Here is a 25,326-nt window from a genome sequence, read left to right on the forward strand (position 1 = left end):
GCGCGCCGCCCGGGGCGCGCGGGACCGCCCGGGGCGCGCGGGGCCGGCTACACCACGGGCTTGCCCGACAGGCCGACGCCCGCCGCCCGCATCTCGTCGAGAGCCACCGAGGTGGTGCGTTCGGCGACACCGGCCGTGAGGTCGAGCAGGACGGTGGTGACGAAGCCGGCCCGCACCGCGTCCAGGGCGGTGGCCCGCACACAGTGGTCGGTGGCGATGCCGACCACGTCGACCTCGGCCACCTGCCGCGCGCGCAGCCAGTCCGCCAGCGACACCCCGTTCTCGTCGAGGCCCTCGAAGCCGCTGTACGCGGCCGCGTGGGCGCCCTTGTCGAAGACGGCGTCGACGGCACCGCAGGCGACCGCGGGCGCGAAGTTGGGGTGGAAGCCCACGCCCTCGGTCCCGGCGACGCAGTGCACCGGCCAGGAGTGCTCGAAGTCGGGCGTGGCCGAGAAGTGCGGACCCGGGTCGATGTGGTGGTCGCGGGTGGCCACCACATGGCGGTAGGCGGATCCGGCCGCCTGGCCCACGAGGTCGGTGATCGCGGCGGCGACGTCCGCACCGCCCGCGACCGCGAGGGAGCCGCCCTCACAGAAGTCGTTCTGGACGTCCACGACGATCAAGGCGCGGTGCATGTCGGCTGTCCTTCGGTCTGCGGGCCCGGGACCGGGCTGTTCCTCGAGCGTAGAGACTTCGTCCGGCGCACGGCAGGGGGCAAACGGGGGCGGAAATCCCGCCACCTGCCTCAGATGTACTCGGTCGGGATGACCGGCTCGCCGCGCGAGAGCTGGCCCGCGGACATCGGCAGTGCGGCCAGCGCGTCGATGTGCCGCTCGCGGGCGGTGTCCAGCGGTTCGCGGGCCACCACCGTGCCGCCCCTGACCAGCTCCACCAGGAGCTGGCGCTCGACGAGCTCGGCCGGTACCGCCCCGGTCCCGATGACCTCGGCCTCGGCGATGCCGTACGCGTCCTGGCGGCGCGCGGCCCACTTGCGGCCGCCCACCGAGGACTTGGCGCCCGGTGACTTCTTGGCGACCGGGATCAGGGGCGCCTTCGGGTCCGCGGACCGGGCGCGGGCGACCAGCTTGTAGACCATGGAGCAGGTCGGGTGCCCGGAGCCGGTGACCAGCTGGGTGCCCACCCCGTACGCGTCCACCGGGGCCGCGGCCAGCGAGGCGATGGCGTACTCGTCGAGGTCGGAGGTGACCACGATCTTGGTGCGGGTGGCGCCGAGGTCGTCCAGCTGCTGGCGCACCCGGTGGGCCACCAGGAGCAGGTCGCCGGAGTCGATGCGCACCGCGCCGAGCTCGGGCCCGGCGATCTCCACGGCGGTGCGCACGGCCTCGGCCACGTCGTACGTGTCGACCAGCAGGGTCGTGCCCCGGCCCAGCGAGTCGACCTGGGCCCGGAAGGCGTCCCGCTCGCTGTCGTGGAGCAGGGTGAAGGCGTGCGCGCTGGTGCCGACGGTGGGGATGCCGTAGCGGAAGCCGGCCGCCAGGTCCGAGGTGGAGCTGAAGCCGCCGACGTAGGCGGCCCGCGAGGAGGCGACCGCGGACAGCTCGTGGGTGCGGCGCGCGCCCATCTCGATCAGCGGGCGCCCGCCGGCCGCCGCCGACATCCGGGAGGCGGCGGCCGCGATCGCGGAGTCGTGGTTGAGGATGGAGAGGATCACGGTCTCCAGAAGCACGCACTCGGCGAAGGAGCCCTCGACGCGCAGGATCGGCGAGCCGGGGAAGTACACCTCGCCCTCGGGGTAGCCCCAGATGTCGCCGCCGAAGCGGTAGGAGGACAGCCACCGCAGGGTGGGCTCGTCCACGATGTCGTGGTCGTGCAGGAACCCGAGCACGCCCGCGTCGAAGCGGAAGTTCTCGACCGCGTCCAGGACGCGCCCGGTGCCGCCGACCACGCCGTAGCGGCGGCCCTCGGGCAGGCGGCGGGTGAAGACCTCGAAGACCGAGCGCCGCTCGGCCGTGCCGGCCTTCAGGGCGGCCTGGAGCATCGTGAACTCGTACTGGTCGGTGAAGAGCGCGGTCGACGGCACGTCCACCGGCAGACCGAGGTCCGCAGCATTCACAGCGAGCTACCTCGCACTTTCGTCCGGGCCGCGCACACGCCGGCCGGGGATTTTGGGAACCGGCCCCGGGACCGGGGGCCTGTGGGGGATGCTACCCCGAATACTCGTCACTCTGACGATTTCTAGGGGCCCGTTTGTGCGATGACCCGCCGCGGGTGGCAGCATGGAGGCCGTGGCTGTGATTTCCGGGGGGTGACCCCCGGACCCCGGCAGGCTGTGATTCCCGGGGCCAACCCCCGGGACCCCCGGCAGAAGAGACGAAGGTCGCCCAGAGCCGTGAGTGTTGCCCCCGTAGAGATCGAACGCCCCGAGTCGGCGGAGTCGAGCCGGCCCGTCGCCGAACCCGATGTGCCCTGGGTGACGCTCGTGCACAACGACCCGGTCAATTTGATGAGTTACGTGCAGTACGTCTTCCAGTCCTACTTCGGCTACTCGAAGGACAAGGCCCACAAACTGATGCTCGACGTGCACCACAAGGGGCGGGCCGTGGTCTCCAGCGGCAGCCGCGAGGAGATGGAACGCGACGTGCAGGCGATGCACGGCTACGGGCTGTGGGCGACGCTGACGCAGGACCGCGGCTGATGGCCGGCCACTTCGAGCCCCTGCCCGGCGGCGGCGCGGCCGTCGCGCTCGACGAGGTCGAGATCGCCATCCTGCGCTCGCTCGCCGTCCAGCTCCTCGAACTCATCGGGCCGGGCGAGGCGCCGGCCGAGGACGAGGACCCGCTGGCCGCCCTGTTCGCCGAGGGCCCGAGCGAACCGCCCGCCGACCCGGCGCTCGCCCGCCTCTTCCCCGAGGCGTACGCGAGCGAGGAGAGCGAGGAACTGCGCGCCAAATCGGCCGAGTTCAGGCGCTTCACGGAGAACGACCTGCGCGCGCGCAAGCGCGACGACGCCCTCGCGGTCGTGCACGGCCTCGACGCGCTGAGCCCCCGGGGCGACGGCGGAGCCGTCCTGAAGCTGGCCGCCGACGACTCGCGGCACTGGCTGGGCGCGCTCAACGACCTGCGCCTGACCATCGCCACCCGCCTCGACATCACCGACGAGGACGAGGGCGGCGAGCTCTACCGGCTGCCGGACGACGACCCGCGCAAGCCGATGGTGATGGCCTATCTGTGGCTCGGTGTGCTCCAGGAAACACTCATCGAAACGCTCATGCCCTGAGCGATCGACCAGTGAGGGGCCGTTCGCTCAGCGGACGCTCAAATCCGTATAACGATCCTGTCACCACATCGACCTGCTTTGTCATGTTGAAGGACCTTTGTCCGCTTCTTCCTGTGGTCCCTGCCACAGGGCCCGCTGGGGATCACCCGTAAGGCCGTGATAAATCTTCACGACCACCCGGGGTACGCCACCCATGTCCCCGGGGGCGCTTCGACCGGCTGACCGCCGGTGGCACTCCATCCACATCCGGGGGGATCAGGACCTGATCCGTCGCTTCGTGACCGAGGCGGACGGGTCAGCATGGAGAAAGGCGCACCACCATGACCTCAGCGCAGGTCGACCAGCACGACGAGCGTCCTGCGGGCAATGAGGCCGCGGGGACCGACAGCGTCAACACACCGGGCGAAGTCGCGGGCGAGGGATACCAGCGGGGCCTCGGGGCCCGGCAGATCCAGATGATCGCGATCGGCGGTGCCATCGGCACCGGCCTCTTCCTCGGCGCGGGCAAGGCCATCTCGAAGGCCGGCCCCAGCCTCATCCTCGCCTATGCCATCGCGGGCCTGGTGATCTTCTTCATCATGCGGGCGCTCGGCGAGCTGCTCATGTACCGCCCGGTGTCGGGCTCCTTCTCGGAGTACGCCCGCGAGTTCGTCGGCCCGTTCTGGGGCTTCGTGACCGGCTGGACGTACTGGCTCTTCTGGGTCGTCACCGGCATCACCGAAGTCACCGCGGCCGCCCAGTACATGGCCTTCTGGACGCACAGCGACATCCCGCAGTGGCTGTACGCGCTCGTCTTCACGCTCATCCTGTACGCCGTGAACCTCATCTCCGTGAAGCTCTTCGGTGAGCTGGAGTTCTGGTTCTCCATGGTTAAGGTGACCGCCATCGTCGGCATGATCCTGATCTGCGCCGGCATCCTCACCGTCGGTTTCTCCGACGCCGCGGACACCGCCACCGTCGCCAACCTCTGGAACGACCGCGGGTTCTTCCCCAAGGGCATCGGCGGCACGCTGATGACGCTCCAGATCGTCATGTTCGCCTTCCTCGCCGTCGAGCTGGTCGGTGTGACCGCGGGCGAGTCCAAGGACCCCGAGAAGACCCTGCCCAAGGCCATCAACACCGTGCCGTGGCGCATCGCCGTCTTCTACATCGGCGCCCTGATCATGATCCTGTCGGTCGTCCCGTGGCACGAGTTCCAGCCGGGCGTGAGCCCCTTCGTCGCCGCCTTCGAGAAGATGGGCCTCGGCCTCGGCGCCGGCATCGTCAACTTCGTCGTGCTGACCGCCGCGCTCTCCTCCTGCAACTCGGGCATGTACTCCACCGGCCGCATGCTGCGCGACCTCGCGCTCAACGGCCAGGGCCCGAAGGTCTTCACCAAGCTGACCAAGAGCGGCACCCCGCTGGTGGGCACCACGGTCTCGGCCGCCCTGATGCTGGTCGGCGTCTGGATCAACTACGTCGCGCCGGGCAAGGCCTTCGACTACGTGGTCTCCTTCGCCACCATCTCCGGCATGTGGGCCTGGATCATGATCCTGGTCTGCCAGATCCGCTACCGCGCCAAGGCCGAACGCGGCGAGCTGCCGCAGTCCAGCTTCCGCGCCCCCGGCGCCCCGTACACGAGCTGGTTCGCGCTCCTGTTCATCTTCATGGTCATCGTGATGATGGGCGTCGACAAGGACTCCCGCGTCTCGCTGTACTGCGCGCCGCTGTGGGGCCTGATCCTCGGCGTCTCCTACCTGGTCCTGAAGGCCAAGAACCCCGAGAACAAGGCGTTCGCCAAGCGCAGCTGACGCGCTGACCTGCTGTTTCTCACCATGCGGGCCGTCTCGTATCGACACTCGATACGCGGCGGCCCGCATGCTTATCCTTGCCGACATGCTGACCATCACCCAGGCCCTGTACGACCAGCTCGTCGCGCACGCCCGCGCCGACCACCCCGACGAGGCGTGCGGTGTGGTCGCCGGTCCCGCGGGCACCGGCCGTGCCGAACGCTTCATCCCCATGCTGAACGCGGCCCGCTCGCCCACGTTCTACGAGTTCGACTCGCAGGACCTGCTGAAGCTCTACCGCGAGATGGACGACCGCGACGAGGAGCCGGTGATCGTCTACCACTCGCACACGGCGACCGAGGCCTACCCCTCGCGCACCGACGTCACCTACGCGAACGAGCCGGGCGCGCACTACGTCCTGGTGTCGACGGCGGACACGGACGGCGCGGGGGAGTTCCAGTTCCGCTCGTACCGCATCGTGGACGGAGTGATCACGGAGGAAGACGTCAAGGTCGTCGAGGCATACTGATCGTGACGTTGTGGGCGGCAGGACCCAGGAAGCCGGTGTGAATCCGGCACGGTCCCGCCACTGTGACCGGCCCCGAGACCGACCCTCGGCGCCGGAAGCCAGGAACTGACCTGCCGCCTTCTCCCGACGACAGGGGACGTGGAAATCCCCTCGGAGGAGCTCAGCCATGCCCTGGCGCCGCGCGGCACTCGCCGCCGCCCTGCTGTTCCCGCTCGCCGCCTGCACCGCCCCGGCGAAACCCGAGCCCAAGGGCGCCCCCGCGCCCGGCTTCCCGTACACGGTCACCAACTGCGGCGTGACCACCACGTACACCGCGCCCCCCGAGCGGGTCGTGACGATGAACCAGCACGCCACGGAGGTGATGCTGGAGCTGGGCCTCGCCAAGTCCCTTGTCGGCACCGCCTACTTGGACGACACGATCCTGCCGAAGTACGCGGCCGCCTACCGCTCGGTGCCGGTCCTCGCGGACGCCTACCCCTCGTACGAGAAGCTCCTGTCGGCCAACCCCGACCACGTGTACGGCGGCTACGCCTCGGCGTTCGCCGCCAACGAGGGCCGCGCGCGCGAGACCCTCGCCAAGAGCGGCATCACCTCCCGCCTCAACGTGGAGAACTGCCCCAAGGGCGCGGCGACGACCATGGACGACGTGTACCAGGAGGTCCGCGAGGTCGGCCGCACCTTCGGCGTCCCCGACCGCGCGGAGACCTGGATACGGTCGGCCGAGGCGACCAGCGCCCGCACCCGGGCCGCCCGCCGGGGCACCGCGCCGCTCCCGGTGTTCGTCTACGACAGCGGCGACAAGACGGCGTTCACGGTGGGCGGCAAGGGCGTCGGCAACGACATCGTGACCCGCGCGGGCGGACGCAACGTCTTCGCGGACGACCTCAAGGACAAGTCCTTCGGCGACGCCTCCTGGGAGAACGTGGTCGCCCGCGCCCCCGAGACCATCCTGATCCTGGACTACGGCGGCACGAGCGTGGACGCCAAGAAGAAGCGCCTGCGCGACGACCCGGCCCTCGCCTCCGTCCCCGCCATCAAGAACAACCGCTTCGCCGTGCTGCCGCTGTCCGACATGGTGACCGGCGTACGGGCCCCCGACGCCGTCGCGAAACTCGCCGCGCAACTGCGGGCGGGGGAGGGCCGGTGAGGGGGACCCGGCCGCCGGGCGGGGCGCCTCGCCGGGGCGGGGTGCGGACATGACCTCCCGTCTGCGCTACCCCGCCGTCCTCGGAGGGCTCGCGGTCGTCCTGGCGGCCGCGGCCGTCGCGGGCCTCGCGCTCGGCTCGGTGCGCATCCCCGCCGGCCAGGTGCTGGACATCGTCACCGGCTCAGCCGGACCCGGCCCGTACCGGACCATCGTGCTCGACGTACGGCTGCCCCGCGTGGTGCTCGGCGCCGTCACCGGGGCCGGGCTCGCCGTCATCGGCACCGTCCTCCAGGCCCTGGTGCGCAACCCGCTGGCCGACCCGTTCCTGCTCGGCGTCTCCAGCGGGGCCTCCGCCGGAGCCGTCGCCGTCATCGTCCTCGGCGTCGGGGCCGGAGTGGCCACCACCGTCGCCCTGCCCACCGCCGCCTTCGCGGGCGCGCTCGCCGCCCTGGTCCTCGTCTACGCCCTGGCCCGGCGCGCGGGTTCGCTGACCGGGGGCCGCCTCGTGCTGGCCGGAGTCGCCGTCTCCTACGTCCTGTCCGCGCTCACCAGCCTGATCCTGGTGACCTCCGCCCGCGCCGAACACGTCCAGGAAGTCCTGCACTGGACGCTCGGCGGCCTCGGCGGAGCCCGCTGGGACATGCTCGCCCTGCCCGCCGGCGCCCTCACCCTCGGCACCCTCGTCCTGATCGCCCTGGCCCGCCCGCTGGACCTGCTGCTCGTCGGCGAGGAGGGCGCCACCGTGCTCGGCCTGGACACCGGCCGCTTCCGCGCCGCCGTCTTCGTCCTCGCCTCCCTGCTCACCGGCGTCCTCGTCGCCTACAGCGGGGCGATCGGCTTCGTCGGCCTGATGGTGCCGCACGCCGCCCGCATGGTGGTCGGCGCCGCCCACCGCACGCTGCTCCCCGTCGCGGCCCTCGGCGGCGCCGCCTTCCTCGTCCTCGCCGACCTCGCGGCCCGTACCGTCGCCGCCCCCCAGGACATCCCCGTCGGCGTGCTCACCGCCCTCACCGGCGGGCCCTTCTTCCTCTGGATGCTGCGCGGCCGCGCAGCCCGCGCGGAAGGCGGCCCCGCATGACGACCCTGCGCACCCAAGCGCTCTCGTACACCACGCCTCAGGGCCGCGCACTGCTCCACGACATCACCCTGAGCGTCTCCGAGGGAGAGACCGTCGGCCTGGTCGGCCCCAACGGCAGCGGCAAGACCACCCTGCTGCGCTGCGTCTACGCGACCCTGCGCCCCACCACCGGCCGCGTCCTGCTCGACGACACCGACCTGCACGCCATGCCGGTCAAGGCCCGCGCCCGCCGCATCGCCACCGTCCCCCAGGACACCGACGCCGCCGCCATCGAGCTGAGCGTCACCGAGGTCGTCGCGATGGGCCGCTCCCCGCACCACCGCTTCTGGGAGGCCGACACCGCCGCCGACACCGCCCTGGTACGCGAGGCGCTCGCCCGCGTCGGCATCGCCGACCTCGCGGCGCGCCCCTTCCCGTCCCTGTCCGGCGGCGAACGCCGGCGCGCCCTGGTCGCCCGGGCCCTGGTGCAGCAGCCGGACGTCGTCGTCCTGGACGAGCCCACCAACCACCTCGACATCCGCTACCAGCTCGAAGTCCTGTCCCTGGTACGGGAGTTGGGCACGGCCAACCTGCTCGCCCTGCACGACCTCAACCTCGCCGCGTACTACTGCGACCGCATCTGCGTCCTCGCCGACGGGCGCGTCGTCGCCGAAGGGCCACCCGCCGACATCCTCACCAAGGACCTCCTCGGCTCCGTGTACGGAGTGGACGCCGAGGTGGGCATCCACCCCGCCACCGGCGCGCCGACCGTCGTCTATCTGCCGCCGACCAGGGCCGCGACCACATACTGAGCAGGATCGGTCCAGGATGCGAGATCACATTCCTGGAAGCGGACCGGGAATCTATACGATGACCCCATGGTTTCGAACGACGTGAGCGACAAGACGCCGAGCAGCGGCCCCGCCCTGCTGCTCGTGGCGCGGCTGCACGTCGACCTGTGCCGCCTCGCCAGCGCGATCTGTACGGCCCGCGCCGCCGCCCTCTGACGCCGCGCACCCCCGCACCAACGCACCACCGCGCGCCCCCGGGCGTGCGGCGCGCGGACCCGAGCCCGAGCCGCGCCCACCTGCCTCTCCCTTTCGATCAGGAGCCCACGCCATGGCCATCGAGGTCCGCATCCCGACCATCCTCCGCACCTACACCGACGGCGCCAAGGCCGTCGAGGGCAGCGGAGCCACCCTCGCCGAGCTGCTCAACGACCTCGACGCCCGCCACACCGGCATCCGCGAGCGCATCGTGGACGGCGACAACCTGCGCCGCTTCGTGAACGTGTACCTCAACGACGAGGACGTCCGCTTCCTCGAAGGCATCGACACCAAGCTGGCCGACGGCGACAACGTCACGATCCTGCCCGCGGTCGCGGGCGGATCCGTCTGACATGCGGTACGACTCCCCGCTCGCCGCGGTCGGCAACACTCCGCTGGTCCGCCTCCCACGCCTGTCCCCCTCGGACGACGTGCGGATCTGGGCCAAGCTGGAGGACCGCAACCCGACCGGCTCCATCAAGGACCGGCCGGCCCTCCACATGGTCGAACAGGCCGAGAAGGACGGCCGGTTGACCCCCGGCTGCACCATTCTCGAACCCACCAGCGGCAACACCGGCATCTCCCTCGCGATGGCGGCGAAGCTCAAGGGCTACCGCATCGTGTGCGTGATGCCGGAGAACACCTCCCAGGAGCGCCGCGACCTGCTCACGATGTGGGGCGCCGAGATCGTGCCGTCCCCGGCGGCCGGCGGCTCCAACACGGCGGTACGGGTCGCCAAGGAACTGGCCGAGCGGAACCCGTCCTGGGTGATGCTCTACCAGTACGGAAACCCGGACAACGCGGGCGCCCACTACGCCGGCACCGGCCCCGAGATCCTCGCCGACCTGCCCTCCATCACCCACTTCGTGGCGGGCCTTGGCACCACCGGAACGCTGATGGGCGTCGGACGCTACCTGCGCGAGAACGTCCCCGGCGTCCAGATCGTCGCGGCCGAACCCCGCTACGACGACCTGGTCTACGGCCTGCGCAACCTCGACGAGGGCTTCGTGCCCGAGCTGTACGACGCCTCCGTCCTCACCACCCGCTTCTCCGTCGGCTCGGCCGACGCGGTGACCCGCACCCGCGAGCTGCTCCAGCAGGAGGGCATCTTCGCGGGCGTCTCCACCGGCGCGGCCCTGCACGCGGCCATCGGCGTCGGCAAGAAGGCCGTCAAGGCGGGCACCCCCGCCGACATCGTCTTCGTCGTCGCCGACGGCGGCTGGAAGTACCTGTCGACCGGCGTCTACACCGCCCCGACCACCGAGGCCGCCATCGAGACCCTGCACGGCCAACTGTGGGCCTGAGCCACCGCCCGGCCCCCTGACCCGGCCCGCGCGACAGGACGGCGACGGGGCCGGGCCCGCTCACCCCGCCAGGTGACGGACCTGGTCCCACAGCGTCGGATCGACCACACCCACCCGCCGGCGGAACGCCCACACGCCGACCTCGCGCAGCTCATCGGTCTCCAGGAAACTGGGCCGTCCGTGCGCGTCGGCCACCGTGCCCGGCGGCAGCGGAATCACCCCGGCCCGCTCGTCGTGGTACTTGCTGGTGATCTTCGCGACCTTCACCGTGTCGCCCCGTACCCACAGCACCAGACACGGACGGTCCTTGCCGCCCGGAACATCCTCGTAGGGCACCTGCGCCCACCAGATCTCCCCGGCCCTCGGCACCCGGCCCCGGGCGCGCCCAGGACCGGCCGGCCGCCCCGGCGGCCCCGTCCGCCCGCCCGGCCCGCGCCGCGCCCGCCCGCGCCCGTCCATGAGGGCCGCGACCAGCGCGAGCGCCACCACGGCCCCGAGCGCCGGCCACCACGACGTGTCCATATCCCAGACGGTACCGGCGCACCACCCCCCGCGCGCGCTCCGTGCCAACACCATCCGAACCGGTGACAGCGCAGGTGAGTTCCCCCACAACGGCCCGCTCCAAAGGAGCGAGGGGCCTTGACGCGCCTTACGCTCGACCCACCGCAGCCCTCCCCGCGGCCCCCGCCCGCCCCCTTCAGCGACAGGCTCCGCCCGTCCCGCCCGTCACCCGGCCACCACCCCTCAACGACAGGCTTCGCCTGGCCCCGCTCGCTTTCCGGAGGTTCACGCTCCATGAAGCTCACCGTCGTCGGCTGCTCCGGGTCGTTCCCCTCCGCGGAATCGGCCTGTTCCAGCTACCTCGTCGAGGCAGACGGCTTCCGGCTGCTCCTCGACATGGGCAACGGAGCCCTCGGTGAGCTGCAACGCCACATCGGCCTGTACGACCTCGACGCGATCTTCCTGTCGCATCTGCACGCCGACCACTGCATCGACATGTGCGGCTACTTCGTCGCCCGCTACTACCGCCATGAGGGCGGCCGCTGCGCGCCCATGCCGGTGTACGCGCCGGAGGGCGCCGAGCAGCGCCTCACCACCGCCTACGCGGACACGCCCTCCGCGTCCTCGATGAGCGAGGTCTTCGACTTCCACACCCTGAAGCCGGGCACGTTCGACATCGGCCCCTTCTCGGTGCGCACGGAACGGGTCTGCCACCCCGTCGAGGCGTACGCCATCCGCGTCGAGCACGCCGGGCGCTCCCTCACGTACTCCGGGGACACCGGCCCCTGCCCCGCCCTGGACGAACTCGCCGCGGGCGCCGACCTGTTCCTGTGCGAGGCGTCCTTCACCCACGGCAAGGAAGACATCCCGGCCCTGCACCTCAACGGCCGCGAGGCCGGCGAACACGCGGCGCGCGCCGGGGCGGGCCGCCTGGTCCTCACCCACATCCCGCCGTGGACGGACGCGGAGGCCAACCTGGCGGACGCCCGCACGGTCTACTCCGGCCCCACCGAACTGGCGGTGCCGGGCGCGGTCTACGAGCTCTGACCCCGCGCCGCCTTCCCGGCATGCGAAAGGCCCCCGGAACCGTTGGGTTCCGGGGGCCTTCGTCGAGGCCGGGAGGGGCTTACTTCGCCTCGGCCTTGACCAGCTCGGCCAGCTCCTCGTCGGACTCGCGTCCGGGCGTGGGCAGGTTGAACTTGGTGATCGCGAACCGGAAGATCACGTAGTAGATCACCGCGAAGCAGAGACCGACCAGGGCCAGACCCCACGGGTTGGTCGCGATGCCCAGGTTGAGGAAGTAGTCGACCGCGCCGGCCGAGAAGCCGAAGCCGTCCTTCATGCCAAGCGCCCAGGTCAGGGCCATGGAGACGCCGGTGAGCACCGCGTGGATCGCGTACAGGACCGGCGCGATGAACATGAAGGTGAACTCGATGGGCTCGGTGACGCCGGTGACGAAGGCGGTGGCCGCGAGCGAGAACATCATGCCGCCGACGACCTTGCGGCGCTCGGGGCGGGCGCAGTGGGTGATCGCGAGGCAGGCCGCAGGCAGGGCGAACATCATGATCGGGAAGAAGCCGGTCATGAACTGTCCGGCCGACGGGTCGCCGGCCAGGAAGCGGGCGATGTCGCCGTTCTTGCCTTCGTACGAACCGGCCTGGAACCAGGGGAAGGAGTTGAGCAGGTGGTGCATGCCGATCGGGATCAGCGCACGGTTGGCTATGCCGAAGATGCCGGCGCCGACCGCACCCGAACCGACCAGCCACTCACCGAAGTTGTGCAGACCGGCACCGAGGACCGGCCAGATCAGACCGAAGACGATGCCGACGATCAGGCCGGCGAAGGCCGACAGGATCGGGACCAGACGGCGGCCGCCGAAGAAGCCCGCCCAGTCCGGCAGCTTGGTCCGGTAGAACTTCTGGTAGAGCAGCGCCACGATGACACCCATGACGACACCGCCGAGGACGCCGGCGTTGACCGGGGCGGCGTTCATGACGATCTTGCCGTCGACGACCGCCGCGACCTTGGGGAGGTGGCTGTCGGTGAAGGTGGCGAGCACCTTCTGGAAGACGAGGTAGCCGGTCACGGCGGCGAGCGCGGTGGAGCCGTCCGACTTCTTGGCGAAGCCGATCGCGATGCCGACGCAGAACAGCAGCGCCATGTTGTCGAGGAGGGCCCCGCCACCGGCGGCCATATAGCTGGCCAGCTTGTGGATGAACTCCGGGAACGACGCACGGCCAAGCATGTCCGGCTGGCCGAAGCGGACCAGCAGCGCGGCGGCGGGCAGCACGGCGACCGGCAGCATGAGGCTGCGGCCGATGCGCTGCATGACAGCCATCACGCCGGCGCCCTTCTTCTTCTGCGTCGCGGGAGCGGCGCTGGCCGTACTCATCAACATCCTCCAGTAGGCAAGGCGCCGCCCGGGGACATGGGAAAATACGGGGGGACGGCGGCGTCTCAGGGGAACGCGGTCAAGCCCGCGTGGTCTACACCAATGAGTGGTGTAGACCAGTTGTAGCACGGTGAGGGATAGATAAGGAACCTTCGTTTTTTGTGGCCTGAGCCATATCCGGCAATCACCGCGACACGGACCGCCGCCGTGACCGATTCGTTGTCCACGCAAGGCCCTCGGGACATGCCGAAGGCCCCCGGACCACAGGGTCCGAGGGCCTCCAAAACGCCCGCGCCGACTACGCCTTGACGTTCTCCTTCTCCAACTCGTCCTCGTCCGGCTCCCGCCCCGGAGTCGGCAGGTTGAACTTGGTGATCGCGAAACGGAACACCGCGTAATAGACGACGGCGAAACACAGCCCCACCGGAATGATCAGCCAGGGTTTCGTCGCCAGGTTCCAGTTGATGACGTAGTCGATCAACCCGGCCGAGAAACTGAAGCCGTCCTTGATGCCGAGCCCCCAGCTCACCGCCATCGAGACGCCCGTGAGCAGCGCGTGGATCACGTACAGCAGCGGCGCGATGAAGACGAAGGAGTACTCGATCGGCTCGGTGATGCCCGTGACGAACGAGGTCAGACCCACCGAGAGCATCATGCCGCCGACCTCCTTGCGGCGGTGCGGCCTCGCGCAGTGCGCGATCGCGAGGGCGGCGGCGGGCAGCGCGAACATCATGATCGGGAAGAAGCCGGTCTGGAACTGCCCGGCCGTCGGGTCACCCGCGAGGAACCGCGGGATGTCGCCGTGCACGATCGTCCCGTCCGCCTTGGTGAAGTCGCCGAACTGGAACCAGATGAAGGTGTTCAGGAACTGGTGCAGACCGATCACGAGCAGCGCGCGGTTGGCCACACCGAAGATGCCCGAGCCGGTCGCGCCCAGGTCCACCAGCCACTTGCTGAAGCTCGTCAGCGCGTCACCGACCGGCGGCCACACCCACAGGCACAGCACGGAGAACACGATCGCGATCCCGGCCATGATGATCGGCACGAGCCGGCGCCCGTTGAAGAAGCCCAGCCAGTCCACCAGCTTCGTACGGTGGAAGCGCTGCCAGAAGTACGCGGTCAGCAGGCCCATCACGATGCCGCCGAACACCCCCGGGTTCTGGTACGCGGCGAGGACCGCCGAACCGTCCTTGGCGACACAGGCCCCGGCCGTGAGCTTCGCGCCCGCGGCGCAGTCCTTCGGGAACTGGAGCAGCACCCCGTAATAGACGAGGAAACCGGCCACCGCCGCGAGCGCGGTCGAGCCGTCCGCCTTCTTCGCCATGCCGATCGCGACACCCACACAGAACAGCAGCGGCAGCCCGAGGGAGCCATTGAGCAGCGCGCCGCCCGCACCCGCGAACACCTTCGCGACGTCGTTCCAGCCCAACCCGGTCTTGCCGAACACGTCGTCCTGGCCGAGCCGGTTGAGAATGCCCGCCGCGGGCAGCACGGCGATCGGCAGCTGGAGGCTGCGGCCCATCTTCTGCAAGCCCTGGAACAACCCGTTCCACCACTTGGGCTGGGGCACAGCGGCCGCGCTGCTGGTACTCATCGACAACCTCCAGGCTTGCGGAACAAGCCGGCTCGGACGGTCGTTGCACACTGGTGTAGACCAGTTGCGGTATCGTCCGGAGCGGACCCTGGCAGGGCATGGCTCCGGTGCTCGCCATCCTTGGCCAGGCACCATGCGCCCGCGCGCATAGCTGGGCCAAACGTGGGTTACCGTGACAAAGCGGACCTACCGTGGGCCGACACAGCGTTCTTCACGAACCAGGAGAGACACATGGCCAGCAAGGCTGAGAAGATCGTCGCCGGCCTCGGCGGTATCGAGAACATCGAAGAAGTCGAAGGCTGCATCACGCGCCTGCGCACCGAAGTCATCGACCCGAGCAAGGTCGACGAGGCCGCCCTCAAGGCCGCCGGCGCCCACGGCGTCGTCAAGATGGGCACCGCGATCCAGGTCGTCATCGGCACCGACGCGGACCCCATCGCCGCGGACATCGAAGACATGATGTGAGTCGCTGAACCCACACCGCCGAGGCCGGCCCCCCGGGGCCGGCCTTTCGCGTACCCCGGCCGCCGGGCGGAGCGGGCGGAAACCCCGCCCGCATACCCGGCGAGGGCGACGACGGCACCCGGCCCGTACCCGGCGAGGGCGGGCACCCGGCCGGGATCCGGCGACGGCGGGCACCCTGCCCGCATCCGGCGACGGCGACGGCAGGCACCCGACCCGCACCCGGCGAGGGCGAGGACGGCACCCGGCCCGTACCCGGCGACGGCAGGCACCCGGCCGGGATTCCCGGCGACGGGGGAATCCGCCCCACCCCCATCGCCTAGGCTCAAGGGCATGTCTCGAATCGACGGCCGCACCCCCGAACAGCTCCGCCCGGTCACCATCGAACGCGGATGGAGCAAGCACGCCGAGGGCTCCGTCCTCATCTCCTTCGGCGACACCAAAGTCTTCTGCACCGCCTCCGTCACCGAAGGCGTCCCGCGCTGGCGCAAGGGCAGCGGCGAAGGCTGGGTCACCGCCGAATACTCGATGCTGCCCCGCTCCACCAACACCCGCGGCGACCGCGAATCCGTCCGCGGCAAGATCGGCGGCCGCACCCACGAGATCTCCCGCCTCATCGGCCGCTCCCTGCGCGCCGTCATCGACTACAAGGCACTCGGCGAGAACACCATCGTCCTGGACTGCGACGTCCTCCAGGCCGACGGCGGCACCCGCACCGCCGCCATCACCGGCGCCTACGTCGCCCTCGCCGACGCCATCACCTGGGCCCAGGGCAAGAAGCTCGTCAAGCACGGCCGCAAGCCGCTCACCGGCACCGTCTCCGCCGTCTCCGTCGGCATCGTCGACGGCGTCCCCCTCCTCGACCTCTGCTACGAGGAAGACGTACGCGCCGACACCGACATGAACGTCGTCTGCACCGGCGACGGCCGCTTCGTCGAGGTCCAGGGCACCGCCGAGGCCGAGCCCTTCGACCGCAAGGAGCTCAACGCCCTCCTCGACCTCGCCACCGGAGGCTGCGCCGACCTCGCCGCCCTCCAACTCCGCGCCCTGGCCGCGGTGTCCGGCGAACAGCCCGCAACGTAAAGAAGCAACCAAGGGGAGCTCCCCCGCGTCACCACGCATACGGGCGTACGGGCCGACCGTGCGCCCGTCCGCCGCTTCCGGAACCCTTCCGGAACCCCTGGGGGAGGACCCGACCGATGCGCCGAACCATGCTCGCCCTCGCCACCGCGGCCCTGGCCGTCACCGTCACCGCGGGATGCGGAGCCATCGACAAGGCCATCGACTGCGTGAACACCGCGGACGCCATCGGCAGCAGCGTCAGCGACCTCGGCAGGGCCGTGGGCAACGCCACCGACAACCCGGCCCAGGCCGACCAGGCGCTCGACGACATCGACAAAGAACTGTCGGCCCTCAAGAACAAGACCGGCAACGCCGACCTGTCCAAGGCCGTCGGCGACCTCGACAAGGCCGTCGACAACGTCCGCACCGCCATCAAGAACGGCGACAACACCCCCGACATCACCGGCGTCACCGACGCGGCCAAAGAAGTCGGCAAGGTCTGCACGCCCTGAACCACGGGCCCGGGCCACCATCCCGAGCCGCCGGCCCGCGCCCGCCCCCCGATACTGGGGGGCATGACCCGCCTGATCCTCGCCACCCGCAACGCCGGCAAAGTCACCGAGCTCCACGCCATCCTCGCCGCGGCCGGCCTCCCCCACGAACTCGTGGGCGCCGACGCCTACCCCGAGATCCCCGACGTCAAGGAAACCGGCGTCACCTTCGCCGAGAACGCCCTCCTCAAGGCACACGCCCTGGCCCGCGCCACCGGCCTGCCCGCCGTCGCCGACGACTCCGGCCTCTGCGTCGACGTCCTGGGCGGCGCCCCCGGCATCTTCTCCGCGCGCTGGTCCGGCACCCACGGCGACGACCGCGCCAACCTGGACCTGCTCCTGGCCCAACTCGCCGACATCGCCGACGAACACCGCGCCGCCCACTTCGCCTGCGCCGCCGCCCTCGCCCTGCCCGACGGCACCGAACGCGTCGTCGAAGGCCGCCTCCGAGGCACCCTGCGCCACACCCCCGCGGGCACGGGCGGCTTCGGCTACGACCCGATCCTCCAGCCCGACGGCGAGAGGCGCACCTGCGCGGAACTGTCCCCCGCCGAAAAGAACGCCATCAGCCACCGCGGGCAGGCGTTCCGGGCGTTGGTGCCGGTGGTGCGGGAGCTGGTGGGGTAGGTAGCCGAAAGGGCGCCCGTGGTCCGGGGCGCCCTTTCGATGTGGTGCGGCCGATGGGACTCGAACCCACATGGGCGATAACGCCCAGAGGCACCTAAAACCTCCGCTTATACCAATTCAGCAACGGCCGCCAGCCGCCTGCCATGGTACCGGCAAGCGGCTCATTCGGTGCGGGCGTTCCTATCGGGCCCTGCCGCGCCGGCCGCCCCGGCACCAGGTGCTGGTGACCGCGTGGCAGTTGGGGCAGAGCAACCGCAGGTTCTCGCGCCTGTCGTCGCTCCAGTCGCCGTTGATGTGGTCCACCTCCAGGGTCATGGGCCTGCCCAGCCATTGCGGCCCGGTACCGCACCCGTCACACCGCTCGGGGAGGCCGATGTCGCCCAGCGCTCGGCGCAGGTGGACGGTCTTCGTGCGGCGCTTGGCGTCGTGCTTGCGCAGTACGTCCTCGGCGCTTTTGCGCCGGTCGGTGCGGACCTTGCCCAATTGGTGTGCCTGCCCGAGAAGGCCCTCGGTGGAGATGCCGTCCTCGGCCATCCAGCCGCGCAAGGCCGTCCTTTGACGCGTGCTGTCCGGTCTGCCGAGGTGCCGGAGTATGCCGGCGAGCGACACGGACGCGGCCACAGCGTCGCGCAGCTCCGCCGTGCGGGGGCGGTCGCCCACGCGCCGGTATGCGCGGCGCCGGAAGTGCGAAACGTCGATCCCGAAGTGGGCGAAGCGCTTGAAAAGATAGCGACGCAGGGCTCTGTGCGGCGGGGCGCCGAAGAACATGAGGACCTCGTCGATGTCCCCACACATGCGCGCCGCCTCGACGAGCCGTTCGCGCGGGTAACGCGGAGCCGCGCTCACCTCGCACCCCCGTGCCTGACTTTGCCTCGGCCACGGTAACTGTCCGTTGTGGAATGGCAGTTGGGGCAGAGGAAGCGCAGATTGCCGATCCGGTTGTTCCGCCAGTCACCGTCGACGTGATCGACTTCGAGGGGGAGCGGACGGCCTCGCCAGGTCGGTTCGGTGCCGCACACCGCGCACTGCTCCGGGACCTCCATGACTGCCATCGCGCGCCTGAGGCGGTCACTCGGGATCCGTCGTGCCGTGGCCGGGTCCTGTTCGACGAGCAACGCTCCGGGCTGTCGTCGCCGGGTCTCGCCGGCGCGCGAGGGAGGTCTGAAGTGCGAAGTGTCGATGCCGTACGCCTCGATGCGGCGGCTGATGTGCGTGTGATGACCACCGACCACTTCGAGCCCCAGCCGCCTGAGCACCTCGCACACGCTCGTCGAAGCCGCGACCACCGGCTCGAGAACCTCCCGCGTCCACCGGCTCGAGAACCTCCCGCGTCCACCGGGCCCCCTCGCGTTCGAAGTGGGCGGTGCCTATGCCCAGCTTCCGCATCCGCTCGCGTATGTACCGCCGCGACCCGCCCTTTGGGTCGACCCCCAGCCTGGTCAGTGCCTCCGACAAGGTGCGGGAGGAGGCGGCCGCGTCGGCCAGCCTCTCCCGGGTGTACGGGCTCGTGCCCACGATCCCCTCCGTCCCGGCCACGCGTTCGCAGCCCCGTACGGAGTAACGAACCGGATTCCGGACAGTCACCCCCGACATGCGGAACGGCCCGCGCCGGTTGGAGGGCGGATTCCAGGGGGCGCGGGCCGTTCAGAAGGGGGGCGGGAGGGAACTCAGACGCCCAGGTCCTTGATGATCTTGGCGACATGGCCCGTCGCCTTGACGTTGTACAGGGCCCGCTCCACCTTCCCCGCCTCGTCCACGACCACCGTCGAGCGGATGACCCCCGTCACCGTCTTGCCGTACAGCTTCTTCTCGCCGTACGCCCCGTACGCCTCCAGGACCTCCTTGGAGGGGTCGCCCACCAGCGTGACCTTCAGGGACTCCTTCTCGCGGAACTTCGCGAGCTTCTCCGGCTTGTCGGGGGAGACGCCCACCACGTCGTAACCCGCGGCCGCGAGGAGTTCCAGGTTGTCCGTGAAGTCGCAGGCCTGCTTGGTGCAGCCGGGGGTGAGGGCGGCGGGGTAGAAGTACACGATGACCTTGCGGCCCTGGTACGCGGCGAGCGAGACCTCGTTGCCGTCGGCGTCGGGCAGGGTGAAGGCGGGGGCGGTGTCGCCGGGCTGAAGTCGCTCGCTCATGGGGGTTTCCTCCGGAGTGGCCGAGGGGGTGGCGTACACCGACAGAGCCTAATGGGGGCCTGTGACAGTGCATGAGCGGCGGAACTGACAGACTGTGGATGACGGATGACCCCATACGACCACCGGAGGCGGCGCAGTGTCGGATGCCAGGACCCCTGCGCAGATCGAGGCGGACATCAGGAGCCGGCGGGACCAGCTCGCGGTGACCCTCGACGAGATCGGGGTGCGGTTGCACCCGTCCACGATCGTCGGCGACGCGAAGGCCAGGTTCGCCTCGGCCGTGGACCACACGGCCGGGCGCGCGTACGTCGCGGTGAACCGCACGGTGAGCGATGTGAAGGCGCAGTTCGTGTCCGACGAGGGGGCGCCCCGGGTGGAGCGGATCGTGCCGGTCGCGCTCGTCGCGGTGGGGCTTGTGGGGCTGCTGGCCCTGTCGGCGAGGAAGCGCCGGGCCTGACCCTTCGGCGTACGGCCGGCGCGGGTGCGGGTAGGTTCGACCCCGTGAGCGAGAACACCCACGACGACAAGCTGCCCATCCGGATGCTGCACGACCGTGTGCTGGTCCGGTCAGACACGCCCGAGGGCGAGCGGCGTTCGGGCGGCGGCATCCTGATTCCGGCGACCGCCGCCGTCGGTAAACGGCTGGCCTGGGCGGAGGTGGTCGCGGTGGGCCAGAACGTGCGCACCGTGGTGCCGGGCGACCGGGTCCTGTACGACCCCGAGGACCGTGCCGAGGTCGAGGTGCGGGGCGTGGCGTACGTCCTGATGCGGGAGCGCGATCTGCACGCGGTGGCCTCCGAGCGGGTCTCCGAGGACGCGACCGGGCTGTACCTGTAGTGGGCCGGTAGGCGGCTGGGCCTGTGCGAGGGCCGGTGACCGTTGTCACCGGCCCTTTCGCATGCCCTTTGTTACGGTGGAGGGACCCCGACGAGACGCGTCGTACCGGGTCAGGACAAGACGACGCACCCGTGTTCCGTTCCGCGTCTCGGAGGTCCTCATGGCCTGGGTTCTGCTCGTCGTCGCCGGTCTGCTCGAAGTGGGCTGGTCGATCGGGATGAAGTACACCGACGGTTTTACCCGCCCGCTGCCCAGTGTGCTCACGGGGTTGGGGATCGTCGCTTCCATGGTGCTGCTGTCGCAGGCCGCCAAGTCGCTGCCGATCGGTACCGCGTACGGCGTGTGGGTGGGGATCGGCGCGGCGGGTGCGGCGGTGCTCGGCATGGTGGTGCTGGGTGAGCCGGCCACCGCCGCCCGGATCTTCTTCGTGTGTCTGCTGCTCGTCGCCGTCGTGGGGTTGAAGGCGACGAGCGGGCACTGACGGCTCAGCGCCACGCCTTTTGACGCGGGCCCGGCCCGGCTTGACGCGGGCCCGGCCCGGCGCGCTATTGGCTGCGCCAGCCGCGGGGGCGGTCGGCGAGGCCGTTCGGGGTGCCGCCCGTCCCTTCGACCGTGCCGGCGTTGGTGCCGGCGTTGTCGGCGCCGCCCTGGGTCTGGCCCTGGTCCTGCCCCTGGGTCTGTCCCTGCGTCTGGCCTTGTGTCTGGCCTTGGGTGGGGCCTTGGTTCTGGCCGCCGTTGACGGTGCCGCCGTTGTCGGCGCCGCCCTGGGTCTGGCCCTGGTCCTGCCCCTGGGTCTGGCCCTGGTTGCGTCCGCCCGTCTGGCCCTGGTTCTGGCCTTGGGTGCGACCCTGGTTCTGGCCCTGGGTCTGCCCTTGGTCGCGTCCGCCGGTCCGACCCTGGTCCTGCCCTTGGGTCTGGCCTTGGTCCTGGCCCTGTGTCTGGCCCTGGTCGCGGCCGGGGGTGGGGGACTGGAAGGGGTTGGGCGTGGGGGGTTCGACGGGGGTGTTGGCGCCTTCCTGGAGTTCCAGGTCGAAGTCCTTGGCCTCGCTGCCCTGGAGGGCGCCCTTGGTGTACTGGGCCCAGATCTGCGCGGGCGGGCCGCCGCCGTTCATGCGGGGCAGGCCCAGTGCCCCGTACAGGGGTTGCTGTACGGCGGTGTCGGGGTCGGCGCCCATCACGGCGACGACGGTGGCCAGGTCCGGGGTGTAGCCCGCGAACCAGGCGGCCTTGTCCTGTTCGGCGGTTCCGGTCTTGCCGGCGGCGGGCCGTCCGGAGGCCTGTGCGGCGGTGCCGGTGCCGCCGTCGACGACGCTCTGGAGCATGGACGTCGTGGTGTCGGCGGCCTCGCGGCTGACGGCCTGTTCGGCGTCCTGGGCGGGCAGTTCGGTTGTCTCGCCGTCCTTGGTGACGGATTCGACCATCGTGTACGTGCCGTGTCGGCCGTGGCCCGCGAGGGTGGCGTACGCCTGCGTCATGTCGAGGACGCTCGCGGTGGAGGGGCCGAGCGCGATCGAGGGGGACGCGGTGAGGTCGGGGGTGTCGGCGGGGATGCCGAGGTCGATCGCGGTCTGCTTGACCTTGCTGGGCCCGACGTCGACGGCCATCTGCGCGTACACGGCGTTGACGGACTTGTCGGTGGCGGTGCGGACGGTGATCTGTCCGTAGGAGGCGTCGTCCTCGTTGGCGGGGTTGTAGGGGGTGCCCTTCCAGCCCTGCACGGTGCGCTTGTTGGTGCCGTCGTAGACGGTGTTGGGGGTGATGGGGCGGCCGTCCTGCGTCCTGGAGTCGTTGACGACCGCCGAGGTGAAGACGAACGGCTTGAAGGTGGAGCCCACTTGGAAGTCGCGCCGGGTGGCGTTGTTGACGTACTGCTTGGTGTAGTCGATGCCTCCGTACATCGCGAGGACCTTGCCGGTGGCCGGGTCGATGGAGGCACCGCCGACGCGTACGTTGCGGTCGGCCTTGCGGACGCTGCTCAGCTTGGAGTTGACCTTGTCGTCGACGGCCTTGACGAAGGCGTCCTGCTTGTCCTTCTGGATGGTGGTGGTGATGCGATAGCCGCCGGTGGCCAGGGTGTTCTCGTCGATGATCTTGTTGCTGGTGAGGTAGTCCTTGACCGCTTCGACGAGGTAGCCGCGCTGGCCGGCGAGGCCGGCCCGGGTCTTGGCCTTGCCGGGGACGGGGAAGGTGGTCGCGGCCCGCTCGGTGGCGCTGAGCCACTTCTTCTTGACCATGCCGTCCAGGACGTAGTTCCAGCGGGCCAGCGCGCGCGGCTTGTTCTGGGGGTGGGCGATGACGTCGTACGCGCTGGGGGAGTTGAGCAGGGAGGCGAGGTAGGCGCCTTCGCCGGTGGTGAGCTTCTCGACGTTCTTGCCGTAGTACGCCTGGGAGGCGGCCTGGATGCCGTAGGCGTTGCGGCCGAAGTAGCTGGTGTTGAGGTAACCGGCGAGGATGTCGTCCTTGCTCTGTTCGCGATTGAGCTTGATCGCGATGAAGAACTCCTTCACCTTGCGGGTGACGGTCTGTTCCTGGCCGAGGTAGTAGTTCTTGACGTACTGCTGGGTGATGGTGGAGCCGCCCTGGGTGCCCTTGCCGGTGAGGGTGTTCCAGGCGGCGCGCACCATGGCCTTGGGGTCGACGGCGCGCTCGGAGTAGAAGTCCCGGTCTTCCGCGGCGAGTACGGCGTGCTGCACGGTGAGCGGGACCTGGGCGAGCTGGATGTTCTCGCGGTTGACCTCGCCGTCCGAGGCGAGCTGGCTGCCGTCGGCGTACAGGAAGACGTTGGACTGGGCGGTCGCCCCGGCGTTGGCGGCGGGGATGGACACGAGCATGTACCCGGCGACGAATCCGCCGATGAGCAGCAGCGCGCAGAACAGGAACAGGCCGAGCACGAGGCGCCAGCGCGGTACGAAGCGGCGCCATCCGGTGCGCCGGGGCCGCTTCCGGCCGGACGCCGCTTCCTGCTCGGCGGCCGCCCCGGCGGATGCCCCTTGACCGGTGGGCTCACCGGCGCCCGGGTCATCGGCGCCTGGGCCGGGGCCCCTGGGCTCGCCGGGGCCGGAGCCCTGGGACCGGCCGGGGTCGTCGGTCCCGCCGGAGTCGGCCGTGCGATCCCGGGGGGCCCATTGCCGCGGCGCCTCGCGCCTGGGCTCGGGGGGCTCCGGCTGCTCGTCGTCGCTCATGTCTCTCCGGCCGTCGCATCTCGGGTCGTGTGCGGAACGTATGGGGTGATCCACGCTGTAAGGACATATTGCATGCCGCGTCACGGAAATTCCGTCGCGAAGGGCCGTGCGGCTGGGCTAGGCTCCCGCGCTTCGGTGTCGACGGCGGGAGGGCGTTCGTGCGGCTGTACGGGGTCGTGGCGGCGGGTGGGTTCCGGCGCTATACGACGTACCGGGTCGCCACCGCGGCCGGAGTGTTCACCAACACGGTCTTCGGCGTGATCGTGGCGTACACCTATATAGCCCTGTGGGACCAGCGCCCCAACCTCGGTGGTTACGACCAGTCCCAGGCCCTCACCTATGTGTGGGTCAGCCAGGCCATGCTGATGACGGTGAATCTGTTCGGCGGCGGCTTCGCGGACGAGTTGGTGGAACGCATCCGTACGGGTGACATCGCGATCGACCTCTACCGTCCGGCCGACCTCCAGCTGTGGTGGCTGTCGGCCGATCTGGGCCGGGCGCTCTTCCACTTCCTGGGGCGCGGTGCGGTGCCGCTCGCCTTCGGCGCGCTGTTCTTCGATCTCGCGCTGCCCGCGAACCCGGGAACGTGGCTCGCCTTCCTCCTCGCGGTCCTGTTCGGTGTGGTGGTGAGTTTCGCGCTGCGCTTTTTGGTGGCGCTCTCGGCGTTCTGGCTGCTCGACGGGGCCGGCGTCTCCGCGCTGGTCTCGATCGCGGGCCTGTTCTTCTCCGGGATGCTGCTGCCCCTCAACGCCTTCCCCGGTCTGCTCGGCGAGGTGGCCCGCGCCCTGCCGTGGTCCTCGCTGCTCCAGATCCCGGTGGACGTCCTGCTGGGCCGCCACCACGGCTGGGGCCTGCTCGGCGCCTACGGGTTCCAGCTCGGCTGGGCGGCGGTGCTGCTCGGTGCGGGCCGGCTGCTCCAGTCGGCGGCGGTACGCAGGGTGGTGGTTCAGGGTGGCTGAGCCGGGGGCGGGACGGCGTACACGGCCGGGTGTGTGGGCCCCGTACGCCATGGCGGTACGCGGGAGGGTGGTGGACGGTGGCTGAGCCGGGGACGGGACGGCGGGCGCCGCTGGGCGTGTGGGCCACGTACACGATGATCGCCGGGATGTGGATCCGCTCCACACTCGCCTATCGGGCGTCGTTCGTGATGATGCTGGTCGGCAACTTCCTGGTGACGGCCTTCGACTTCGTCGTGATCGTCCTGATGTTCTCGCAGGTCCGCTCGCTCGGCGGTTACTCCTTCGCCGAGGTGGCCTTCCTGTACGGCACGTCGACGACGGCGTTCGGGCTCGCGAACGCGCTGCTCGGCTCGATCGACAAGCTGGGCGCGCGGGTGCGCGACGGCACGCTCGACACGCTGCTCGTGCGCCCGGCGCCGGTGCTGGCGCAGGTCGCGGCCGACCGCTTCGGCCTTCAGCGCCTGGGCCGTCTCCTCCAGGGCCTCATGGTGCTGGCCGGTTCGGTGGCGGCCCTGGACGTGCACTGGACGGTCGTGAAGGCGCTGCTCGTGCCGGTGATGCTGCTCAGCGGCACCGCGATCTTCTGCGCGGTGTTCGTGGCGGGCGCGGCGTTCCAGTTCTGGGCGCAGGACGCGGCCGAGGTGCAGAGCGCGTTCACCTACGGCGGCCAGACGCTGCTCCAGTATCCGCCGACGGTGTTCGCCAAGGACATGGTGCGCGGGGTCACCTACATCCTGCCGCTGGCCTTCGTGAACTGGCTGCCCGCGCTGTACATCCTGGGCCGCCCCTACCCGCTGGACCTGCCGACCTGGCTCGCCTTCGCGCCCCCGCTGGTCGCGGCGGTCTGTCTGGCACTGTCGGGCCGCGCGTGGCGGACAGGGCTCCGTTCGTACCGCAGCACAGGGAGCTGACACTCGGCTCCCACTCGAACGCAT

At 70.6% G+C, this 25,326-nt stretch carries 28 protein-coding genes, 1 tRNA gene, 1 pseudogene and 2 riboswitches; of the genes and pseudogenes, 20 read left to right on the forward strand and 10 right to left on the reverse strand.

Annotated elements, in window-relative coordinates; translation table 11 throughout:
* Positions 1-47 precede the first annotated feature (47 nt).
* On the reverse strand, positions 48-635 hold the full coding sequence (locus N4G70_RS00590; protein WP_261710351.1) for an isochorismatase family protein: 588 nt from the start codon (positions 633-635) through the stop codon (positions 48-50).
* A 110-nt stretch (positions 636-745) separates the two neighbouring features.
* Positions 746-2,074, reverse strand: a complete 1,329-nt coding sequence (locus N4G70_RS00595) for a nicotinate phosphoribosyltransferase (RefSeq protein WP_261710352.1) — start codon at positions 2,072-2,074, stop codon at positions 746-748.
* 276 nt (positions 2,075-2,350) lie between these two features.
* Between N4G70_RS00595 and clpS the strand changes: the two genes are divergently transcribed.
* From clpS to N4G70_RS00645, 10 genes are all read left to right on the forward strand, one after another.
* Positions 2,351-2,656, forward strand: coding sequence for an ATP-dependent Clp protease adapter ClpS (gene clpS / locus N4G70_RS00600; protein WP_053729472.1), 306 nt, complete (start codon positions 2,351-2,353; stop codon positions 2,654-2,656).
* Positions 2,656-3,237: a DUF2017 domain-containing protein gene (locus N4G70_RS00605; protein WP_261710353.1), complete on the forward strand. Its 582-nt coding sequence runs from the start codon at positions 2,656-2,658 to the stop codon at positions 3,235-3,237. The genes clpS and N4G70_RS00605 overlap by 1 nt, the downstream gene beginning before the upstream one ends.
* Positions 3,238-3,557: 320 nt before the next feature.
* Positions 3,558-5,027 (forward strand): amino acid permease, encoded by a 1,470-nt coding sequence (locus tag N4G70_RS00610; RefSeq protein WP_261710354.1) that lies wholly within the window; start codon positions 3,558-3,560, stop codon positions 5,025-5,027.
* Between the two features lie 85 nt (positions 5,028-5,112).
* Positions 5,113-5,535 carry a Mov34/MPN/PAD-1 family protein gene (locus N4G70_RS00615; protein ID WP_053729475.1) on the forward strand — a complete coding sequence of 141 codons (423 nt, stop codon included), beginning with the start codon at positions 5,113-5,115 and terminating at the stop codon, positions 5,533-5,535.
* Positions 5,531-5,664, forward strand: a riboswitch (cobalamin riboswitch). Its footprint overlaps the gene before it by 5 nt.
* A 37-nt stretch (positions 5,665-5,701) precedes the next feature.
* The gene (locus tag N4G70_RS00620) at positions 5,702-6,682 is read left to right on the forward strand and encodes an ABC transporter substrate-binding protein (protein WP_261710355.1); all 981 of its coding nucleotides are present in this window, start codon (positions 5,702-5,704) and stop codon (positions 6,680-6,682) included.
* A gap of 49 nt (positions 6,683-6,731) precedes the next feature.
* On the forward strand, positions 6,732-7,760 hold the full coding sequence (locus tag N4G70_RS00625) for an iron ABC transporter permease (protein WP_261710357.1): 1,029 nt from the start codon (positions 6,732-6,734) through the stop codon (positions 7,758-7,760).
* On the forward strand, positions 7,757-8,551 hold the full coding sequence (locus tag N4G70_RS00630; RefSeq protein WP_261710359.1) for an ABC transporter ATP-binding protein: 795 nt from the start codon (positions 7,757-7,759) through the stop codon (positions 8,549-8,551). Before N4G70_RS00625 ends, N4G70_RS00630 begins: the two co-directional genes overlap by 4 nt.
* A gap of 66 nt (positions 8,552-8,617) precedes the next feature.
* A complete protein-coding gene (locus tag N4G70_RS00635; protein ID WP_261710360.1) occupies positions 8,618-8,746 on the forward strand; it encodes a putative leader peptide in 129 nt (42 codons plus the stop codon).
* Between the two features lie 112 nt (positions 8,747-8,858).
* Entirely contained in the window at positions 8,859-9,137 is a 279-nt protein-coding gene (locus N4G70_RS00640; RefSeq protein ID WP_261710362.1) for a MoaD/ThiS family protein, read from the forward strand.
* Position 9,138: 1 nt separating this feature from the next.
* Positions 9,139-10,089 carry a PLP-dependent cysteine synthase family protein gene (locus N4G70_RS00645; protein ID WP_261710363.1) on the forward strand — a complete coding sequence of 317 codons (951 nt, stop codon included), beginning with the start codon at positions 9,139-9,141 and terminating at the stop codon, positions 10,087-10,089.
* 60 nt (positions 10,090-10,149) lie between these two features.
* Here the strand turns inward: N4G70_RS00645 and N4G70_RS00650 are convergent, their stop codons facing one another.
* A complete protein-coding gene (locus tag N4G70_RS00650; protein ID WP_261710364.1) occupies positions 10,150-10,611 on the reverse strand; it encodes a type II toxin-antitoxin system PemK/MazF family toxin in 462 nt (153 codons plus the stop codon).
* Positions 10,612-10,884: 273 nt separating this feature from the next.
* On the opposite strand from N4G70_RS00650, the gene N4G70_RS00655 reads away from it, so the two are divergent.
* Positions 10,885-11,637: an MBL fold metallo-hydrolase gene (locus N4G70_RS00655; RefSeq protein WP_261710365.1), complete on the forward strand. Its 753-nt coding sequence runs from the start codon at positions 10,885-10,887 to the stop codon at positions 11,635-11,637.
* Between the two features lie 79 nt (positions 11,638-11,716).
* On the opposite strand, the gene N4G70_RS00660 is transcribed toward N4G70_RS00655, so the two are convergent.
* Positions 11,717-12,982, reverse strand: coding sequence for a PTS transporter subunit EIIC (locus N4G70_RS00660; RefSeq protein ID WP_261710366.1), 1,266 nt, complete (start codon positions 12,980-12,982; stop codon positions 11,717-11,719).
* A 298-nt stretch (positions 12,983-13,280) separates the two neighbouring features.
* A complete protein-coding gene (locus N4G70_RS00665; protein WP_261710367.1) occupies positions 13,281-14,576 on the reverse strand; it encodes a PTS transporter subunit EIIC in 1,296 nt (431 codons plus the stop codon).
* Between the two features lie 231 nt (positions 14,577-14,807).
* Here N4G70_RS00665 and N4G70_RS00670 point away from each other — a divergent pair, with 231 nt between their 5' ends.
* The 4 genes from N4G70_RS00670 (at position 14,808) to rdgB (ending at position 17,278) form a co-directional block, all read left to right on the forward strand.
* Complete coding sequence (locus N4G70_RS00670; RefSeq protein ID WP_018517946.1) at positions 14,808-15,041, forward strand: glucose PTS transporter subunit EIIB; 234 nt, start codon at positions 14,808-14,810, stop codon at positions 15,039-15,041.
* A 330-nt stretch (positions 15,042-15,371) separates the two neighbouring features.
* Entirely contained in the window at positions 15,372-16,121 is a 750-nt protein-coding gene (gene rph, locus N4G70_RS00675) for a ribonuclease PH (protein ID WP_261710368.1), read from the forward strand.
* Positions 16,122-16,237: 116 nt separating this feature from the next.
* The gene (locus N4G70_RS00680; RefSeq protein WP_261710369.1) at positions 16,238-16,612 is read left to right on the forward strand and encodes a hypothetical protein; all 375 of its coding nucleotides are present in this window, start codon (positions 16,238-16,240) and stop codon (positions 16,610-16,612) included.
* Positions 16,613-16,675: 63 nt separating this feature from the next.
* The gene (gene rdgB / locus N4G70_RS00685) at positions 16,676-17,278 is read left to right on the forward strand and encodes an RdgB/HAM1 family non-canonical purine NTP pyrophosphatase (protein ID WP_261710370.1); all 603 of its coding nucleotides are present in this window, start codon (positions 16,676-16,678) and stop codon (positions 17,276-17,278) included.
* Positions 17,279-17,320: 42 nt separating this feature from the next.
* Here rdgB and N4G70_RS00690 read toward each other — a convergent pair.
* The 4 genes and pseudogenes from N4G70_RS00690 to bcp form a co-directional block, all read right to left on the reverse strand.
* Positions 17,321-17,409, reverse strand: a tRNA-Leu gene (locus N4G70_RS00690).
* Positions 17,410-17,458: 49 nt separating this feature from the next.
* Positions 17,459-18,124 (reverse strand): HNH endonuclease signature motif containing protein, encoded by a 666-nt coding sequence (locus tag N4G70_RS00695; protein ID WP_261710371.1) that lies wholly within the window; start codon positions 18,122-18,124, stop codon positions 17,459-17,461.
* Positions 18,121-18,793 (reverse strand): annotated as a pseudogene (locus N4G70_RS00700) (HNH endonuclease signature motif containing protein). The gene N4G70_RS00695 and the pseudogene N4G70_RS00700 overlap by 4 nt, the downstream one beginning before the upstream one ends.
* A 152-nt stretch (positions 18,794-18,945) precedes the next feature.
* The gene (bcp, locus tag N4G70_RS00705) at positions 18,946-19,413 is read right to left on the reverse strand and encodes a thioredoxin-dependent thiol peroxidase (RefSeq protein ID WP_261710372.1); all 468 of its coding nucleotides are present in this window, start codon (positions 19,411-19,413) and stop codon (positions 18,946-18,948) included.
* Between the two features lie 136 nt (positions 19,414-19,549).
* Between bcp and N4G70_RS00710 the strand changes: the two genes are divergently transcribed.
* The 3 genes from N4G70_RS00710 (at position 19,550) to N4G70_RS00720 (ending at position 20,731) form a co-directional block, all read left to right on the forward strand.
* Positions 19,550-19,870 (forward strand): DUF3618 domain-containing protein, encoded by a 321-nt coding sequence (locus N4G70_RS00710; protein WP_261710373.1) that lies wholly within the window; start codon positions 19,550-19,552, stop codon positions 19,868-19,870.
* Positions 19,871-19,914: 44 nt separating this feature from the next.
* The gene (locus N4G70_RS00715; protein ID WP_261710374.1) at positions 19,915-20,250 is read left to right on the forward strand and encodes a co-chaperone GroES; all 336 of its coding nucleotides are present in this window, start codon (positions 19,915-19,917) and stop codon (positions 20,248-20,250) included.
* A 59-nt stretch (positions 20,251-20,309) separates the two neighbouring features.
* A riboswitch (guanidine-III (ykkC-III) riboswitch) is annotated at positions 20,310-20,380 on the forward strand.
* A 30-nt stretch (positions 20,381-20,410) separates the two neighbouring features.
* A complete protein-coding gene (locus tag N4G70_RS00720; RefSeq protein WP_261710375.1) occupies positions 20,411-20,731 on the forward strand; it encodes a multidrug efflux SMR transporter in 321 nt (106 codons plus the stop codon).
* Positions 20,732-20,795: 64 nt separating this feature from the next.
* Here the strand turns inward: N4G70_RS00720 and N4G70_RS00725 are convergent, their stop codons facing one another.
* The gene (locus tag N4G70_RS00725; protein ID WP_261710376.1) at positions 20,796-23,432 is read right to left on the reverse strand and encodes a transglycosylase domain-containing protein; all 2,637 of its coding nucleotides are present in this window, start codon (positions 23,430-23,432) and stop codon (positions 20,796-20,798) included.
* Positions 23,433-23,590: 158 nt separating this feature from the next.
* On the opposite strand from N4G70_RS00725, the gene N4G70_RS00730 reads away from it, so the two are divergent.
* Both N4G70_RS00730 and N4G70_RS00735 read left to right on the forward strand, forming a co-directional pair.
* Positions 23,591-24,391 carry an ABC-2 family transporter protein gene (locus N4G70_RS00730; RefSeq protein WP_261710377.1) on the forward strand — a complete coding sequence of 267 codons (801 nt, stop codon included), beginning with the start codon at positions 23,591-23,593 and terminating at the stop codon, positions 24,389-24,391.
* Between the two features lie 134 nt (positions 24,392-24,525).
* Positions 24,526-25,302, forward strand: a complete 777-nt coding sequence (locus N4G70_RS00735; protein ID WP_315904225.1) for an ABC transporter permease — start codon at positions 24,526-24,528, stop codon at positions 25,300-25,302.
* The last annotated feature ends 24 nt before the right edge of the window (positions 25,303-25,326 follow it).

The organism is Streptomyces sp. ASQP_92 (assembly GCF_025399895.1).
Lineage (GTDB): Bacteria > Actinomycetota > Actinomycetes > Streptomycetales > Streptomycetaceae > Streptomyces.

Coding starts and splice junctions, on each gene's coding strand:
- N4G70_RS00615 (WP_053729475.1), top strand. CDS start 5,113: ATGCTGACCATCACCCAGGCCCTGTACGACCAGCTCGTCGCGCACGCC.
- N4G70_RS00660 (WP_261710366.1), bottom strand. CDS start 12,982: ATGAGTACGGCCAGCGCCGCTCCCGCGACGCAGAAGAAGAAGGGCGCC.
- N4G70_RS00670 (WP_018517946.1), top strand. CDS start 14,808: ATGGCCAGCAAGGCTGAGAAGATCGTCGCCGGCCTCGGCGGTATCGAG.
- N4G70_RS00655 (WP_261710365.1), top strand. CDS start 10,885: ATGAAGCTCACCGTCGTCGGCTGCTCCGGGTCGTTCCCCTCCGCGGAA.
- N4G70_RS00635 (WP_261710360.1), top strand. CDS start 8,618: ATGGTTTCGAACGACGTGAGCGACAAGACGCCGAGCAGCGGCCCCGCC.
- N4G70_RS00680 (WP_261710369.1), top strand. CDS start 16,238: ATGCGCCGAACCATGCTCGCCCTCGCCACCGCGGCCCTGGCCGTCACC.
- N4G70_RS00640 (WP_261710362.1), top strand. CDS start 8,859: ATGGCCATCGAGGTCCGCATCCCGACCATCCTCCGCACCTACACCGAC.
- N4G70_RS00620 (WP_261710355.1), top strand. CDS start 5,702: ATGCCCTGGCGCCGCGCGGCACTCGCCGCCGCCCTGCTGTTCCCGCTC.
- N4G70_RS00665 (WP_261710367.1), bottom strand. CDS start 14,576: ATGAGTACCAGCAGCGCGGCCGCTGTGCCCCAGCCCAAGTGGTGGAAC.
- N4G70_RS00725 (WP_261710376.1), bottom strand. CDS start 23,432: ATGAGCGACGACGAGCAGCCGGAGCCCCCCGAGCCCAGGCGCGAGGCG.
- N4G70_RS00610 (WP_261710354.1), top strand. CDS start 3,558: ATGACCTCAGCGCAGGTCGACCAGCACGACGAGCGTCCTGCGGGCAAT.
- N4G70_RS00590 (WP_261710351.1), bottom strand. CDS start 635: ATGCACCGCGCCTTGATCGTCGTGGACGTCCAGAACGACTTCTGTGAG.
- rdgB (WP_261710370.1), top strand. CDS start 16,676: ATGACCCGCCTGATCCTCGCCACCCGCAACGCCGGCAAAGTCACCGAG.
- N4G70_RS00650 (WP_261710364.1), bottom strand. CDS start 10,611: ATGGACACGTCGTGGTGGCCGGCGCTCGGGGCCGTGGTGGCGCTCGCG.
- N4G70_RS00720 (WP_261710375.1), top strand. CDS start 20,411: ATGGCCTGGGTTCTGCTCGTCGTCGCCGGTCTGCTCGAAGTGGGCTGG.
- N4G70_RS00645 (WP_261710363.1), top strand. CDS start 9,139: ATGCGGTACGACTCCCCGCTCGCCGCGGTCGGCAACACTCCGCTGGTC.
- N4G70_RS00625 (WP_261710357.1), top strand. CDS start 6,732: ATGACCTCCCGTCTGCGCTACCCCGCCGTCCTCGGAGGGCTCGCGGTC.
- N4G70_RS00605 (WP_261710353.1), top strand. CDS start 2,656: ATGGCCGGCCACTTCGAGCCCCTGCCCGGCGGCGGCGCGGCCGTCGCG.
- N4G70_RS00735 (WP_315904225.1), top strand. CDS start 24,526: ATGATCGCCGGGATGTGGATCCGCTCCACACTCGCCTATCGGGCGTCG.
- rph (WP_261710368.1), top strand. CDS start 15,372: ATGTCTCGAATCGACGGCCGCACCCCCGAACAGCTCCGCCCGGTCACC.
- bcp (WP_261710372.1), bottom strand. CDS start 19,413: ATGAGCGAGCGACTTCAGCCCGGCGACACCGCCCCCGCCTTCACCCTG.
- N4G70_RS00630 (WP_261710359.1), top strand. CDS start 7,757: ATGACGACCCTGCGCACCCAAGCGCTCTCGTACACCACGCCTCAGGGC.